The following is a 14,912-nucleotide window of genomic DNA, read 5'->3' as shown; positions in this document are numbered from 1 at the left end:
GCCGTGCCGGTCACGTAGGCTGTCCCGGCCAGCGTGCTACCTAAGGAGATTGAGTGGACGCCGACCTTGTCGTTGTCGGTTCGGGTTTCTTCGGCCTGACCGTCGCGGAGCGGATCGCCGCAGAGTTCGACCGGAAGGTCCTCGTGATCGACCGCCGGTCCCACATCGGTGGCAACGCCTACAGCGAGGCCGAGGAGTCGACCGGGATCGAGGTGCACCGCTACGGCGCGCACCTGTTCCACACGTCGAACGAACGGGTCTGGGAGTACGTCAACCGCTTCACGGCGTTCACGAGCTACGTGCACCGCGTGTACACCACGCACCGTGGCGAGGTCTTCCCGATGCCGATCAACCTCGGCACGATCAACCAGTTCTTCCGTTCGGCGCACGGCCCCGACGCCGCGCGCGCGCTCGTCAAGGAGCTGTCCGCCGAGCTCGGCGGCAAGAAGCCGGAGAACCTCGACGAGCAGGGGGTCTCGCTCATCGGGCGCCCGCTGTACGAGGCCTTCATCCGTGAGTACACGGCGAAGCAGTGGCAGACGGACCCGCGCGAGCTGCCCGCGTCGATCATCTCGAGGCTGCCGGTGCGGTACACGTACGACAACCGGTACTTCAACGACACGCACGAGGGTCTGCCGGTCGACGGCTACACGGCGTGGCTCGAGCGCATGGCCGACCACAAGAACATCGAGGTGCGTCTGGGCGTCGACTTCTTCGACGAGTCCCAGCCGGTGAGCAAGGGCAACGTGGTGGGGAACGTGCCGGTCGTCTACACGGGGCCGGTCGACCGCTACTTCGACTATGCCGAGGGCGACCTGTCGTGGCGCACGCTCGACTTCGAGGAGGAGGTCCTCCCGGTCGGTGACTTCCAGGGCACCCCGGTGATGAACTACGCCGACGCGGACGTGCCGTACACGCGCATCCACGAGTTCCGGCACTTCCACCCTGAGCGGGACTACCCCACGGACAAGACGGTGATCATGCGGGAGTTCTCCCGCTTCGCCGACCGCGCCGACGAGCCGTACTACCCGGTGAACACGCCGGCGGACCGGGAGCGCCTCCTCAAGTACCGCGACCTCGCGGCGGGGGAGACGGACGTGATCTTCGGCGGCCGGCTCGGTACCTACAAGTACCTCGACATGCACATGGCCATCGGAGCAGCGCTCTCCGTGGTCGACAACAAGCTTGCGCCGCACTTCGGCGGGGGCACGCGAATCGAGAGCGGAGGGGTCGACGCGTGACGGCGACCGAGGAGCAGCAGACGACGACGCAGAGCGGGACCATGCGGACGGTCCAGCGGGTCATCTTCCCGGTGGAGTCCGACTCCGACAGCCTGGCCCTCTACGTCGAGGCGGGGGAGGCGCGACCGGCACCGTCCAAGACGGACTTCGAGTCGCTCCGGACGGGCGCGGGCGCGGGCGCGGCCCCCCGCGTCTCCGAGTCCGTCCGTGCCCAGGACATCCGCAGCCGTCTGTCGATGAGCGTCCGGGCCGGGCGCCGCGTCTCGTTCGGCAGCTACTTCAACGCGTTCCCCGCCGGGTACTGGCGCCGGTGGACCGTGGTGCGCTCCGTCCGGCTGACCGCCGAGCTCGTGGGCAACGGGAACCTCACGGTCTACCGCTCGAACGCGAAGGGCGCCCAGCACCGGGTGGAGTCGTTCCACGTGGAGGGGCGCCAGACGATCTCGGTGGACCTCCCGCTCGACCGGTTCGGTGACGGCGGGTGGTACTGGTTCGACCTCATCGGCGGCACCGAGCCCCTGGTGCTCGAGCGCGCGGTGTGGGAGGTCGAGGACGAGGCGGCTCGGCACGGCCGGACGTCGCTCGGCATCACGACGTTCAACCGACCGGACTTCTGCCTCGAGACGATCCGCAGCGTGGCCGAGAACGACTCCGTACGTGCGCTCCTCGACGAGCTGATCATCGTCGACCAGGGGTCGCAGCGCGTCGAGGACGAGGACGGCTTCGCCGACGTGGCGGCGGAGATGGGCGACCAGCTCCGCATCATCAAGCAGGCCAACATCGGCGGCTCGGGCGGTTTCTCGCGCGCCATGTACGAGACCGTCACCGCCGGCCGCAGCGACTACGTGATCCTCCTCGACGACGACATCGTCCTCGAGCCGGAGAGCATCCTGCGGCTCGTGACGTTCGCGGACTTCACGCGGGTGCCGACGCTCGTCGGCGGGCACATGTTCGACATGTACAACCGCTCGGTCCTGCACACCTTCGGCGAGATCGTCGAGCCGTGGCGCATCCAGCCCGGCGTCCCGCACCCGGACATGGAGAACGGCCACGACTTCCGCGAGAGCGGGCTCCGGGCCACCTCGTGGCTGCACCGGCGCGCGGACGTGGACTACAACGGCTGGTGGATGTGCCTCATCCCCACCGAGGTGATCCGGACGATCGGCCTGTCCCTCCCGGTCTTCATCAAGTGGGACGACGCCGAGTACGGCCTGCGTGCGCGGGCGCACGGCTTCCCGACGGTCTCGCTCCCCGGGGCGGCCGTCTGGCACGTGTCGTGGGGGGACAAGGACGACCTCGTGGGATGGCAGTCGTACTTCCACGAGCGCAACCGGCTCATCACGGCGCTGCTCTACTCTCTGTACGAGCGGGGCGGGCGGGTGCTCCGCGAGTCCACGTACATGGACGTCAAGCACCTGATCTCGATGCAGTACTACACCGAGCAGGGGCGCATCCTCGCGATGCGGGACGTCCTCGCTGGTCCGGACGGCCTGCACGGGATGATCGGGACGAAGCTCCCGGAGATCCGTCGGCTCACGCAGGACTTCACGGACGCCCAGCTCAAGCCCGACCTCGACGAGTTCCCCGCGCCCGCGGCGGCGAAGCCCCGGAACAAGGGGCGTGGCGTCCAGATGCCCAGCCGCCTGATGCTGGGGCCGTGGGCGGCGAAGACCGTCGTCCGGCAGATCGCGAAGCCGGTCCCGGAGAACAAGCGGGAGCGTCCCGAGGCCGTCGTCCCGCACCAGGACGCCCGGTGGTGGCGCCTGTCGCAGTACGACTCCGCGATCGTCTCCAACGCCGAGGGCACCGGTGTCTCCTGGCACCGGAGGGACCCGCGGGTCGTGCGCACGATGCTCACCGAGGCCGTGAAGCTCCACGCGGAGCTCTTCGCGCGGTGGGGCGACCTGCGGACCACCTACCGTGACGCGCTCCCGCGCATCACGTCCGTCGAGGCGTGGGAGCGGACCTTCTCCGACAACCCGCCGTCGTCGTGAACGCACCGGCTCCGCTCGTCGCCCCCGGGCAGGGCAGAGGTCTCCTCGACGTCCTCGACCGACGGTTCCTGCTCCGCCTGATCGTCCGCAAGGAGCTCCGGGTCCGCTACCGCGGGTCGGTGCTGGGGATGGCCTGGTCGTACGTCAAGCCGGCGACCCAGTTCGCCGTGTTCTTCGTGGCGATGGGTCTGTTCCTCCGGCTGGGCGACCAGATCGAGGACTACGCGGTCTACCTCTTCTCGGGCATCGTCGTCATCAACTTCTTCGGCGAGGGCTTCGGCAACGCGACGCGCTCCATCGTCTGGAACGCGCCGCTCGTGCGGAAGATCTACCTGCCGCGCGAGCTGTTCCCCGTGGCGTCGATCTACGTCTCGGCGGTCCACTTCTTCCCGCAGCTCGTCGTCCTGCTGGTCGGTACGGTGATCGCGGGGTGGAGGCCGAACCCGGCGGAGGTCGCGGCGGGTCTGCTGGGGCTGGTGATCATCGCGACGCTCGCGCTCGGGCTGGGGCTCCTGGCCGGTGCGATCAACGTCTTCTACCGCGACGCCGAGAACTTCGTCGACCTCATCGTGATGGTCGCCACCTGGGCGTCCCCGATCCTGTACAGCTGGGAGATGGTCCGGGACACGCTGCCCGGCTGGCTCTTCACCGTCTACCAGCTCAACCCCATCACGGCCGCCGTGGAGCTGTTCCACTACTGCTTCTGGTTCCCCGCCACGTCGCGTACCGCCGCGATGCCGCCGAACCTGTGGATGTGGGGCTTCGTCGGCCTCGCCATCTCGGTCGTGGTCGTGTTCCTCGGGCAGTCCGTTTTCCGGCGCCTCGAGGGGCGCTTCGCGCAGGAGCTGTGATGACGTCGTCCATCGAGATCTCTCACGTCCAGAAGCGGTTCACGCTGCGGCACAACCGCTCTCTCAAGGAGCTGGCCGTCGCGATGGTCCGGGGCAAGGACCTGTCCGACACCTTCCTCGCGCTCGACGACGTCTCGCTCACCGTCGAGGAGGGCGAGACGGTCGCGCTGCTGGGGTTCAACGGCTCCGGCAAGTCGACCCTGCTCAAGCTCATCTCCGGCGTGCTGCAGCCCGACGCGGGCTCGATCGGCACGCGGGGGCGGGTCGCGGGTCTCATCGAGGTCGGTGCCGGCTTCCACCCCGACCTGACCGGTCGCGAGAACGTCCTGCTGAACGGTGCGATCCTCGGGATGTCCGAGAAGCAGGTGGAGCAGCGGTTCGACGAGATCGTCGCGTTCAGCGAGATCGAGAAGTTCATCGACACCGAGGTGAAGTTCTACTCCTCCGGCATGTTCCTGCGGCTCGCGTTCGCCGTCGCGGTGCACTCCGACCCGGAGGTCTTCCTCATCGACGAGATCCTCGCGGTGGGGGACGAGCCGTTCCAGCGCAAGTGTCTCGAGCGTGTGCGCCAGCTGCGCGACGAGGGCCGCACGCTGGTGATCGTCAGCCACGACCTCGACATGGTCGCCGACCTGTGCGACCGCGGCGTCCTCCTCGAGAAGGGTGTGGTCGTCGCGGACGGCGAGTCGCACGCCGTCGTGGAGAAGATGCGCGGCGACTGACGGCCCGCGCGGTCTCTCGGCCCGGCCGAGCGCGTCAGCGGGTGACGCGCTCGGTCGACACGAGACGCTGGAGCCGCTGCTCGTCGGCCGACAGCAGACCGGCCGTGGCAGGGGAGAGCACGACCGCGGACCCGTCGGCGGCCAGGAGGGCGAGAACCTCGCGCAGCGTGGAGGCGACCGAGCCGACCTCCAGCCCGACGAGGGCGCGCGGCCCCGGCCCGGCATCCCCGACGCCGGCGGAGGGCGGCACGAGGCTCTCGTGGCGGACGACGAGGGGTCCGCCCGCGCGCGGGTCCACGAGCGCGTCCAGCGTCGGATCCGGCTCGGGTGCCCAGCCGAGCTGGTCCCCGTAGCTCATCACCGCCGACGCGGCGTCGATCGCCCCGGGGGGCAGAGCGTCGTCGAACCGGCGCGCCAGGGCAGGGAGAGCCACGGCGACGAGCTCCGCGCCGGAACCCGTCCACGCGTCGGGACGGTGCGTGACGACCACCTCGGCGTGCGTGGTGCCCGGACCGGTGGCATTCTCGTCGACCAGGCCCACGGTGGCTCCCACGCGCCATGCAGCCAACGCCCAGACGACGGTGCGCCAATGCACGGGAAGATCGAGAACGACCCGCGTTCCGGGGCCGGCGTCGAATTCCTCGACGAGCAGGTTCGTGGTCTTGTTGACCCAGTTCTCGAGCACCGCGCCGGAGAGCTCGACGCGCTCGCCTTCGTCCCCGTACCACGTGAGACGGGGTCGACCCGGGTCGCGCGTGACGAGTCGGAGCAGGTCAGAGACGTGGGCAGGACGGCCGTCGCGAGGGGCGCGGGCGTGGGGAGCGGTCACCATGGACACCACCCTAGGGCGCTGATATCGACACCCGAGATGTGGTGGTTTCACCCGGGCCCTCCGCGGGGCTATCACATTTCGGCTTGACGCCCGCGGATGACACGCGTGTAATTTCTTCAATGCAGTTTCCTGCCTGGTTCTCGCTCGAGGCCCGGCGAACGGCATGAAGGGGCGAGCAATGTGGAACATGCTGGACGGGACGGGCGGGGTCTTCCCCTCCGACGCTGAGCGAGAGGTGGAGCGCGTGGCACCGGTGCTGCCGCTCTTCGGTGAGCCGGTCGACGACTCGCTCATGGGGTGGCAGGAGCGTGCGCTGTGCGCCCAGACGGACCCGGAGGCCTTCTTCCCGGAGAAGGGCGGGTCCACGCGCGAGGCGAAGAAGGTCTGCACGGGCTGCGAGGTCCGGGCCGAGTGCCTGGAGTACGCGCTCGAGCACGACGAGCGCTTCGGCATCTGGGGCGGGCTCTCCGAGCGGGAGCGCCGCAAGCTCAAGCGCCGCGTCGTCTGACGACCGGGCCTCGGCCCGGAGGCTCGTCGGCGTCGCCGACGGGGCCGTCGTGACGGGTGGCCGACACCCGCCACACCGGGGCGCGCAAATGCCGCGCCTGGAGCCGTGTCCGTCGCATGATCGACGGGACATGACTTCCTCCGACCTCACCACGTCCGCGCGCAGCGCCCGTCCCGGCGACGTCACGCCGGGGGCCGCCGCGCGCGCCGCCGCCGTGCCGGGCGTCGTCGCGGCACCCGGGATCGTCGCCGCCGTGACGGGCGCGCTGCCCGTCGTGACCACGGTCACGGCGGTCGTCGTGACGCGCGGCCGCACCCCGTTCCTCGCCCACACGCTGGCGGCGCTGCGCGCCCAGACGACGAGCCCGCACGAGGTCGTCGTCGTCGACGCCGCGACCGGCGACGCGAGCAGCGAGCACCAGGGCCTGCAGCTCGGGGACGCGCGCTTCGTCGCGGCACCGCGCGCCCGCTCGTTCGGCGACGCGGTCGACACGGCCCTCGCGAACGTCGAGCCCGGTACGTGGCTCTGGCTCCTGCACGACGACTCGGCCCCTGCGCCCGACGCCCTCGCCGAGCTGCTGCGCGCCGTCGAGCACTCGAGCGCGGTCGCGGTGGCCGGCCCCAAGCAGGAGCGCTGGGTGCCCGGCACCGACGCGCAGCTCGCGGCGCCGTTCGAGCCGGGCACGGTCAGCCGCCTCGTCGAGGTGGGCGTGACCACGACGCCGCTCGGCCGCCGCCTGACCGGCATCGACGAGGACGAGGTCGACCAGGGGCAGCACGACGTGCGCGAGGACGTGCTCGCCGTCGGGCTCGCCGGGGCGCTCGTGCGGCGGACCGTGTGGCAGGAGCTCGGCGGGACCGACCCCGAGCTCGGCCCGTTCGGCGACGGCCTGGACCTGTGCCGGCGGGCGCGCCTCGCGGGGCACCGGGTCGTCGTCGTGCCGTCGGCCGTGGTGCGGCACGCGCAGGCGTCCCTGCTCGGACTGCGCGAGCGTCGGCGCGGGACGACGGCGCTCCCCGCCCCGGACCCCGACGCGTCGTCGGCGGCGCGCCGTCACTCCCAGCTCCACGCGCGGCTCGTCGGCGTCGCGGCACCGTGGCTCCCGTTCGTCGCGCTCGCGATGGTCGTCGGCGCACCCTTCCACGCCGCGTTCCGGCTGCTCGTCAAGCAGCCGGGGCAGGCCCGGGACGAGCTGCTCGCGCCGCTGTGGGCGCTCGTGCGGGTCGGGCCCGTCGTGCGGGCGCGCCGCGTGGCGCGCCGGACCCGGACGCTCCCGCGCCGAGCGCTGCGCCCGCTGCGCGGCACGTGGCGCGAGGTGCTCGTCGAGCGGCGCGACCGCCGGCTCGCGCGCGCCGAGCAGCGGCGCACCGCGTGGGCGCCGACCGACATCGAGCGGCGCGAGCTGCGTGCCCTCGCGGTGCGGCGTCGGGCCGGGCTCGCCGGGGCCGCCGTCGTGCTGGCGGGGTTCACCGCCGTCGTGTTCGGGCCGCTGGCGGGGGCTCTCCTCGCGGGCGGTCGGCTCGTCGGCGGCTCGCTCCTCCCGGCCACGGGGACGCTCGGGGACGTGTGGCGCGCGGCGACGACGGGCTGGGTCACCACGGGGCTCGGCGCGCCCGCGCCGGCGGACCCGTTCGTGTCCGCGCTGGTCCCGGCGTCCCTGCTCGCCGGCGGCGCCACGCAGACCGCCGTGAACCTGCTCGTCCCCGCGTGCTTCCTCGCGGCCGGCCTGGGCGCGTGGTTCGCCGCGGGCGCGGTCACGCGCTCCGTGCCGCTCCGAGCCTGGGCGACGCTCGTCTGGGTCGCCGCTCCCGCGCTCCTCACCGCCGTGGGTGCCGGCCGGGTCGGCGCCGTCCTCGTGCACGCGACGCTCCCGTGGCTCGCGCTCGCGGTCGTCCGCGCGCTCGGGCTCCAGCGGCTCGACGTCGTCGCGCCCCCGACGCAGGACGTCGTCCGCCGGGGCGCGCGCCGCGAGCCGGGGTCGCTCGCGGCCGCCGCGACCGCGGGCCTGCTGTTCGCGGTCGCCGTCGCCGGGGCGCCCGTGCTCCTGCCCGTCGGTGTGGTCGTGCTCGTCGTCGTGGCGCTCGGGGTCCGGGCGCACCGCCGCTACCTCGCCCTCGTCCCCGTGCCGGCCCTCGTGCTCTTCGCCCCGTTCCTCGTGCACGTCGCCCGCACCGCGGGCGACGGCGGGTGGCGACTGCTGCTCGCCGACCCGGGCGCGCCGGTCGCGGCGACGCCCGCCGCGCCGTGGCAGCAGCTCCTGGGGCTGCCGACCGCGCCCGAGGCGTGGTTCGGGCTCGACGGGAGCGGCGCAGGCGAGCTCCTCGCGCGCTGGGCTCCGTTCGCCGCCGGCGCGGTCGTGGTCCTGCTCGCCGTGCTCGCCGTGCTGCGCGGCCGCCGTCTGGCCGTGGGCGCGTGGTTCGTCGCGGCGCTCGGGCTGGCCGCCGCCGTCCTCGCCGGGTCGACCGTCGTGGCCGCCGGGGCGTCGCCCGACGCCCCGGTCACGGGGTGGCCCGGCGCCGGGCTGTCGCTCGCGCTGCTCGCCCTGCTCGGCGCTGCGCTCCTCGGTGTCCCGCGATGGCCCGGTGCCGGCGCCCCGGGCTGGCGGGCAGGCGCCGTCGTCGCGCTCGCCCTGGTCGTCACCCTGCTGCCCCTGGGGACCGCCGCGTCGTGGACCGTGGGCGTGCTCGACCGCGACGACGCCCGGGTCGGCTCGGTCGTGGCCACGACCGAGCCGGTGGTGCCGCCGGTCGGCCGCCAGATGCAGTCCTCGCCGCGCCAGGCGCGCGTGCTCACCCTGGAGCACGGTCCAGGTGGCGTCGTCGAGTACGCGGCGCTGCGCTCGGACGGTCCGCAGGCGGTCGACTCGTCGGTCGTCGTGCACGCGTGGCAGGCTGCCGACCCCGCGGTGACCGAGGGCGAGCTGCCCCGGCTCGTCGCGGAGCTCGTCTCCGGGACCTCGGCGGACGTCGCCGACGGCCTGGGCCGTCTGGGCGTCGGGGCCGTGCTCCTGCCCGCGTCCGCGCCGGAGGACCAGGCGCGGGCCGAGCTGGTCGCCCGGCTCGACATGGTGCCGGGGCTCGAGCGCATGACGGAGGGCCGCTCGGCGCTGCTCTGGCGCGTCGTGCCCGAGGGAGGCGAGCCGTCGTGGGCGCGCGTCGAGTCCGGCGCGGGCGTCGAGCCGCTGGCCGCGGACCGCGACGCGCTGCGCCCGGTCGTCACGACCGTGCCCGAGGGGGGCGAGGACCGGCAGGTCGTCCTCGCGGAGGACGCGTCGTCCGGGTGGCGCGCGACGCTCGACGGCCGCCCGCTGGAGGCGGTCGACCCGGCGACGACCGGTGGGCTGCAGGCCTTCGCCCTGGGCGCCGACGCCGGGCGGCTCGAGGTGTACCACGCCGCGGACCACCGGTCCGGCTGGATGGCGGCGGCGGGCGTGACCCTGGTCGTGTACGTGCTGCTCGCGGTGCCGGTCCGGCGCCGTCGCGCGGGAACGAGGTAGGAACGGTGACGACGACGAACGGGACGAGCCCCGACGAGGCTCCGGAGACGGACGCGCGCCCCGGGCGCGCCCGGGCGGTGGTGCGCCGCGTCACGACGACGGGCGCCGGGCTGGTCGGCATCCTGGCGGTGGGCGCGGTCGTCGTGCTCGGGAGCACGGGCGCGGCGCTCCTGCCCGCGGCACCGGCCCCGGCGGACCCCGTCGAGGAGGTCACGGTCGAGCCCGCCCAGGAGGTCTCGGTCTGCCCGGGACCGGCGCGGCTCACCGACCCCGAGACGGTCGGTGACGCGCAGTTCGGTCCCGCCCCGGTCGGCACGACCAGCCGGCTGCGCGCGGTCTTCGAGGGCGAGGGGACCGCCGGGCTCGGCGTGCTCGACGGCGGCGACCTCGAGGAGCAGGAGATCGCGCCCGGGCCGGGCGCCGACGCGACCGTGGGCGACGTCGAGGACCCCGCGCACGGCGCCGTCCTGACGGTGCGCCCCGTCCAGGACTCGTCCCCGCGCGTGGCCGCGTCCGTCGGTTCCGTGACGACCGACGGCGACCTGCGCGGGCTCGCCGCGGCGAGCTGCTCGCGGCCGGGCATCAGCCAGTGGCTCGTGGGCGGGAGCACCGAGATCGGCAGCAGCTCGCAGCTCGTGCTGCAGAACCCCGGCCTCACGCCCGCGGTCGTCCAGGTGCAGGTCTGGGGGCAGGGGGGCGAGGTCGTGCTCTCCGGCGGCGGGCAGCAGCTCGTCGGTCCGGGCCAGGAGGTCGTGACCCTGGTCGAGGCGGCGGCCCCCGAGCAGCGCCGCCTGGTCGTCCACGTGGCCGCGTCGGGCGGCCTCGTGTCGGCGTACCTGCAGCACTCGACGCTCGACGGCCTGGTGCCGCTCGGCGTCGACCACGTGGTCCCGGGCGCGGAGCCGACGACGGACCTCGCGCTGGCGGGCGTCACGAGCGTCGGGGAGGCGGTCGACGACCCGCACGCGCCGCAGCTGCGCCTGCTCGCCCCGGGCGAGGAGGCCGGGACCGCGCGCGTCACGGTCTACGGCGAGGACGGCGCCGTGCCCCTGCGCGGGGCCGAGGAGGTCGCGCTCACGCCCGGCGTCGTCACGGACGTGTCGCTCGGTGGCTTGCCCGCGGGCGCGTACGCCGTCTCCGTGCACGCCGACGTCCCCGTCGTCGGCGGCGCGTCCGTCGACCGCCGGGGCGAGCCGGACCCCGACCTGCTCCACGAGGAGCGGCAGTACGACCGCGCCTGGGTCGCGGCGCGACCGCTGCCGCCCGTGGAGGACGCGGAGAGTGCCGACGAGAGCGCCGGGTCCGGCGACGACACGTCCCCTGCCGGTCAGGTGGCGCTCGTCCCGGGCACGTCCTCCGCGCTCACGCTCGCCGCCGTCCCCGCGGCGCGTGCCGACGAGGACGAGCCGGCAGGCTCGATCGAGCTCCTCGTCCGCGTCTTCGACGAGAGCGGCGCGGAGGCGGGCACGACGACCCTGACCCTCCGCGCGGGCACGACGCAGACGCTCGACCCGGCCACGGTGCGGGCGGAAGGGTCGGAGGCCGTCCCCGCGGCGGTGACGGTCGACGTCGTCGGGGAGGACGACGGCCTGCTCCCCGTCTGGTCGCTCACGGCGAGCGCAGGCCCGCCGAGCGGCGACGAGGGCGACGGCGCGCCGAGCCTCGTGTCGGTGCTCCTGCCGGTCACGGACGCGCCCGCCGCCCACGAGGTCGCGGTCCGCGCGTCGGACACCGCCGGGCTCGGACGCTAGGCGACGGTCAGCGGTCGCCCGTGTAGCGCGGGTCGATCTCCTCGGGGGTGCGGGCCAGCAGGTGCGCGACCTGCTCGACGAGCACGTCGCGGACGAGGTCCTCGAGGTCCTCGGCGTCGAAAGCGCGCGCCTCGACGGGCCGCCGGTAGACCACGATGCGGGCGGGCTGGCCCGACTCGGCCGGGAAGCACCGGCCGAGCGGCACGCCGCCGTCCTCCCAGGGCGCCGGGTCCGACGGCGGGACGTCCTCCACCGCGAACTCCGTCCCGCGCAGCTGCTTCGCCCACGAGCGCTGCACGCGCTCCACGACGTCGAGCACGACGTCGTCGAACTTCTCCGCGCGCGTGCGGCTCGCGGGCGCGGTCGGCGGCAGGAGAGGACCCCGGATGCCGCGTCCCCGGCGGTCGCGGCGTCGCGGCACCGGGCCGTGGCCGCCCGGCCCCGGGGCGCGCGGCGGGATGACGAGCTCGTCGAACGAGACCGGGGGAGGGGTGACGGCGCTGCGTCGCGACCAGCGGTCGCGGGCCCGGCGCCCGGCGCCGGCCGGGTCGGGGCGCGAGCCGGGGGACGATGAGTTGCCACGCACACCCCGACTCTAGTCGGCCGCCGCCCGACGCACCGGGGCTCGTCGGGCTCCGGGACGAACCCGGCCGCGACCAGCCACGGCCCGGAGCGGGGGCGGACGGCGTGTGCCGTCTCCACGATCCCTCCGGAAGGCGTAAGGTCAGGCCGTGAGATCCGTCAGGCAGTGCTCGCGCACGGCGTGCGTCCGTGCCGCCGTCGCGACCCTCACCTACGTCTACGCCGACTCCACGGCGGTCCTGGGCCCGCTCGCGCACCTCGCCGAGCCGCACAGCTACGACCTGTGCGCCGAGCACGCGGAGCGGCTCACCGCGCCGCGCGGCTGGGAGGTCGTGCGCCTGTCGCCGCAGTTCGTCGAGACCGGTCCCAGCGACGACGACCTCTCGGCGCTCGCCGACGCCGTCCGCGAGGCGGGCAAGGTCCGCACCGAGCCGGAGCCGCCGGACGTCACCGAGGTCGGACGCCGAGGGCACCTGCGGGTCCTGCGCGCCGAGGCCGACTGACCTACCCCTGCAGCGTCCGGACGAACGCGGCGACCTCGTCCGCGCGGGGGAGGGATCCCGCCGCGAGCGCCTCCCGCAGGGACGGCGCCGCCGCGTCCTTCGCGGAGAACGACGGCACGAGGGCGCGCCCGTCCGGACCGGTGGTCGGCCACTCGATGGCGAGCTCGGGGTCGGTCGGGTCGACGCCGTGCTCCCGCTCGGGGGCGTACCCGCTCGAGCACAGGTAGACGACGGTCGCGCCGTCCTCGAGCGCCATGAACGCGTGCCCCACGCCCTCGGGGAGGAACACGGCGCGGCGCTCGCGGGCGTCCAGCAGGACCGCGTCCCAGCGCCCGAAGGTGGGCGACCCGACGCGGAGGTCGACCACGACGTCGAGCACGGACCCCGTGACGCAGGTCACGTACTTCGCCTGCCCGGGCGGTACGTCGGCGTAGTGGATCCCGCGCACGACGCCCGCCCTCGACACCGAGGCGTTCGCCTGGGCGAGGTCGAGGTCGCGCCCCGTCGCCTCGCGCAGGGCCGCGGCCGTGAACCACTCGAGGAAGACCCCCCGGTCGTCGGCGTGCTGGCGCGGCAGCAGCTCCCACGCGCCGGGGACGGTGAGCTCACGGACGTTCATGGTGCTCCTCGGTAGGGTGCCGTGCGGAGGTGGTCGTGGTGCGGTGGGCGGTGACAGGGGCCGGCGGGATGCTCGGGGCCGAGGTGGTGGCGCTGCTGCGCGCCGGCGGGGAGCCCGTGCGCGCGCTCGACCGCGCGGCGCTCGACGTCACGGACGGGGACGCCGTCGCGCGCGCGCTCGCCGGCGCGGACGTCGTGGTGAGCTGTGCGGCGTACACGGCCGTCGACGCCGCCGAGGCGGACGAGGCGACGGCCTTCGCCGTCAACGCCGTCGGGGCCCAGCACGTCGCCCGCGCGGCGGTTCGCCACGGGGCCCGGCTCGTGCACGTGTCGACGGACTACGTCTTCGACGGCGGGCCCGCCGCCGTCGGGGTCCCGTACGCCGAGGACGCGCCGCTGGCGCCCCGGTCCGCGTACGGCCGGACGAAGGCCGCCGGGGAGTGGGCCGTGCGGACCGAGCACCCGGACGCCCTCGTGGTCCGCACGGCGTGGCTCTACGGCGCGCACGGCGCGTGCTTCCCGCGGACGATCGCCCGGGTGGCGCGCGAGCGCGGAGCCCTCGAGGTCGTCGACGACCAGGTGGGGCAGCCGACGTGGGCGCGGGACCTCGCCGACCTCGTCGTGCGGCTGGTGCGGTCCCCGGCGCCGGGCGGCGTCTACCACGGCACGGCGCAGGGCCGGGCGTCCTGGTGGGACCTCGCTCGCGAGGTCGTCGCCGCGGCCGGGCTCGACCCGGCGATCGTCCGCCCCGTCCCCAGCGCCGCGTCCGCCCGCCCCGCGCCGCGGCCGGCGTGGTCCGTGCTCGGCCACGAGGCGCTGCGCCGGGCCGGCGTCGAGCCCGTCGGCGACTGGCGCGAGCGCTGGGTCGTCGCGGCGGCCGACGTGCTCGCCGGAGCCTCGGCCCCGGGCGCTCACGCGTCGAGCAGCGACAGCAGGTAGGTGCCGTAGCGCGACCGGCCCAGCGCGGCCGCACGCTCGCGCAGGCCGTCGTCGTCGAGGAACCCGCGGCGCCAGGCGACCTCCTCGGGGGCCCCGATCTTCAGGCCCTGCCGGTTCTCGATCGTGCGGACGAAGTCGCTCGCGTCGAGGAGCGAGTCGACCGTCCCGGTGTCGAGCCAGGCGGTCCCGCGCGGCAGGACCTCGACCTGGAGCCGGCCCTCGCGCAGGTAGTGCAGGTTCACGTCCGTGATCTCGTACTCGCCGCGCGCCGAGGGCCGCAGCGAGCGGGCGACGTCGACGACGTCCGCCGAGTAGAAGTACAGGCCCGGCACCGCGTAGCTGCTCCGCGGGTGCACGGGCTTCTCCTCGATGCTCAGGGCGCGTCCCGACCCGTCGAACTCGACCACGCCGTACGCCGTCGGGTCCGAGACGCGGTAGGCGAAGACGGCGCCGCCGTCGATCTCGGCGAACCGCTGGAGCCGGTCGCCGAGGCCGGGCCCGTAGAAGATGTTGTCGCCGAGGACGAGCGCGGCGGAGTCCCCGTCGAGGAAGTCCGCGCCGAGCACGAACGCCTGGGCGAGCCCGTTCGGCTCCGCCTGCACCGCGTAGGAGATGGAGATGCCGAACTGCGAGCCGTCGCCCAGCAGGCGCGTGAACGCGGCGGCGTCGTGCGGTGTCGTGATGACGAGCACGTCCCGCACCCCGGCCAGCAGCAGCGTGGAGAGCGGGTAGTACACCATCGGCTTGTCGTAGACGGGCAGGAGCTGCTTGCTCACCCCGAGCGTGATCGGGTGCAGGCGCGTGCCCGCGCCTCCTGCCAGGACGATCCCCTTCATCCCGGCAGGCTCTCACGACAGCCCCGTGCCGCGGCGGGT

The 14,912-nt window shown here is 74.4% G+C and carries 13 protein-coding genes; 9 read left to right on the top strand and 4 right to left on the bottom strand.

Translation table 11 applies throughout. The features are described from left to right. Positions 1 to 53: 53 nt before the first annotated feature. The 4 genes from glf to RSE42_RS13885 are packed head-to-tail and all read left to right on the top strand — an operon-like array spanning position 54 to position 4,808. On the top strand, positions 54 to 1,241 hold the full coding sequence (gene glf / locus RSE42_RS13900; protein WP_034650576.1) for a UDP-galactopyranose mutase: 1,188 nt from the start codon (positions 54 to 56) through the stop codon (positions 1,239 to 1,241). Continuing rightward, entirely contained in the window at positions 1,238 to 3,235 is a 1,998-nt protein-coding gene (locus tag RSE42_RS13895; RefSeq protein WP_034650571.1) for a glycosyltransferase, read from the top strand. The genes glf and RSE42_RS13895 overlap by 4 nt, the downstream gene beginning before the upstream one ends. Further along, entirely contained in the window at positions 3,232 to 4,086 is an 855-nt protein-coding gene (locus tag RSE42_RS13890; RefSeq protein ID WP_034650568.1) for an ABC transporter permease, read from the top strand. Before RSE42_RS13895 ends, RSE42_RS13890 begins: the two co-directional genes overlap by 4 nt. Further along, a complete protein-coding gene (locus RSE42_RS13885) occupies positions 4,086 to 4,808 on the top strand; it encodes an ABC transporter ATP-binding protein (RefSeq protein WP_034650565.1) in 723 nt (240 codons plus the stop codon). Before RSE42_RS13890 ends, RSE42_RS13885 begins: the two co-directional genes overlap by 1 nt. Before the next feature lie 34 nt (positions 4,809 to 4,842). Here the strand turns inward: RSE42_RS13885 and RSE42_RS13880 are convergent, their stop codons facing one another. Continuing rightward, entirely contained in the window at positions 4,843 to 5,640 is a 798-nt protein-coding gene (locus tag RSE42_RS13880; protein WP_415296652.1) for a TIGR03089 family protein, read from the bottom strand. Positions 5,641 to 5,818: 178 nt separating this feature from the next. On the opposite strand from RSE42_RS13880, the gene RSE42_RS13875 reads away from it, so the two are divergent. The 3 genes from RSE42_RS13875 to RSE42_RS13865 all read left to right on the top strand — a co-directional run bounded on the left by RSE42_RS13875 (position 5,819) and on the right by RSE42_RS13865 (position 11,395). Next, entirely contained in the window at positions 5,819 to 6,148 is a 330-nt protein-coding gene (locus RSE42_RS13875) for a WhiB family transcriptional regulator (protein ID WP_021482334.1), read from the top strand. Positions 6,149 to 6,278: 130 nt separating this feature from the next. Further along, on the top strand, positions 6,279 to 9,644 hold the full coding sequence (locus RSE42_RS13870) for a glycosyltransferase (RefSeq protein ID WP_415296650.1): 3,366 nt from the start codon (positions 6,279 to 6,281) through the stop codon (positions 9,642 to 9,644). Positions 9,645 to 9,649: 5 nt separating this feature from the next. Further along, positions 9,650 to 11,395, top strand: a complete 1,746-nt coding sequence (locus RSE42_RS13865) for a DUF5719 family protein (RefSeq protein WP_415296649.1) — start codon at positions 9,650 to 9,652, stop codon at positions 11,393 to 11,395. Between the two features lie 7 nt (positions 11,396 to 11,402). On the opposite strand, the gene RSE42_RS13860 is transcribed toward RSE42_RS13865, so the two are convergent. Beyond that, the gene (locus tag RSE42_RS13860) at positions 11,403 to 11,981 is read right to left on the bottom strand and encodes a metallopeptidase family protein (protein ID WP_336244565.1); all 579 of its coding nucleotides are present in this window, start codon (positions 11,979 to 11,981) and stop codon (positions 11,403 to 11,405) included. Positions 11,982 to 12,126: 145 nt separating this feature from the next. On the opposite strand from RSE42_RS13860, the gene RSE42_RS13855 reads away from it, so the two are divergent. After that, positions 12,127 to 12,480: a DUF3499 domain-containing protein gene (locus RSE42_RS13855; RefSeq protein ID WP_009863301.1), complete on the top strand. Its 354-nt coding sequence runs from the start codon at positions 12,127 to 12,129 to the stop codon at positions 12,478 to 12,480. A 1-nt stretch (position 12,481) separates the two neighbouring features. On the opposite strand, the gene RSE42_RS13850 is transcribed toward RSE42_RS13855, so the two are convergent. Further along, the gene (locus RSE42_RS13850) at positions 12,482 to 13,099 is read right to left on the bottom strand and encodes a dTDP-4-dehydrorhamnose 3,5-epimerase family protein (protein WP_085387525.1); all 618 of its coding nucleotides are present in this window, start codon (positions 13,097 to 13,099) and stop codon (positions 12,482 to 12,484) included. Between the two features lie 38 nt (positions 13,100 to 13,137). Here RSE42_RS13850 and rfbD point away from each other — a divergent pair, with 38 nt between their 5' ends. After that, the gene (rfbD, locus tag RSE42_RS13845; protein WP_085388692.1) at positions 13,138 to 14,037 is read left to right on the top strand and encodes a dTDP-4-dehydrorhamnose reductase; all 900 of its coding nucleotides are present in this window, start codon (positions 13,138 to 13,140) and stop codon (positions 14,035 to 14,037) included. Here the strand turns inward: rfbD and rfbA are convergent. Beyond that, positions 14,010 to 14,873 (bottom strand): glucose-1-phosphate thymidylyltransferase RfbA, encoded by an 864-nt coding sequence (gene rfbA / locus RSE42_RS13840; protein WP_034651716.1) that lies wholly within the window; start codon positions 14,871 to 14,873, stop codon positions 14,010 to 14,012. The two genes, rfbD and rfbA, sit on opposite strands and share 28 nt — an antisense overlap. Positions 14,874 to 14,912 lie beyond the last annotated feature (39 nt).

The organism is Cellulosimicrobium sp. SJTW-1 (genome assembly GCF_047716875.1).
Classification (GTDB): Bacteria; Actinomycetota; Actinomycetes; order Actinomycetales; family Cellulomonadaceae; genus Cellulosimicrobium; species Cellulosimicrobium funkei.
The sequence above is the reverse complement of the archived record's forward strand: the minus strand, read 5'-3'. Positions and strand labels throughout refer to the sequence as shown.

Excerpts from the sequence above, each read along its gene's own strand:
- RSE42_RS13885 (WP_034650565.1), top strand. The coding sequence starts at position 4,086 with ATGACGTCGTCCATCGAGATCTCTCACGTCCAGAAGCGGTTCACGCTG.
- RSE42_RS13880 (WP_415296652.1), bottom strand. The coding sequence starts at position 5,640 with ATGGTGACCGCTCCCCACGCCCGCGCCCCTCGCGACGGCCGTCCTGCC.
- RSE42_RS13875 (WP_021482334.1), top strand. The coding sequence starts at position 5,819 with ATGTGGAACATGCTGGACGGGACGGGCGGGGTCTTCCCCTCCGACGCT.
- RSE42_RS13870 (WP_415296650.1), top strand. The coding sequence starts at position 6,279 with ATGACTTCCTCCGACCTCACCACGTCCGCGCGCAGCGCCCGTCCCGGC.
- RSE42_RS13850 (WP_085387525.1), bottom strand. The coding sequence starts at position 13,099 with ATGAACGTCCGTGAGCTCACCGTCCCCGGCGCGTGGGAGCTGCTGCCG.
- rfbA (WP_034651716.1), bottom strand. The coding sequence starts at position 14,873 with ATGAAGGGGATCGTCCTGGCAGGAGGCGCGGGCACGCGCCTGCACCCG.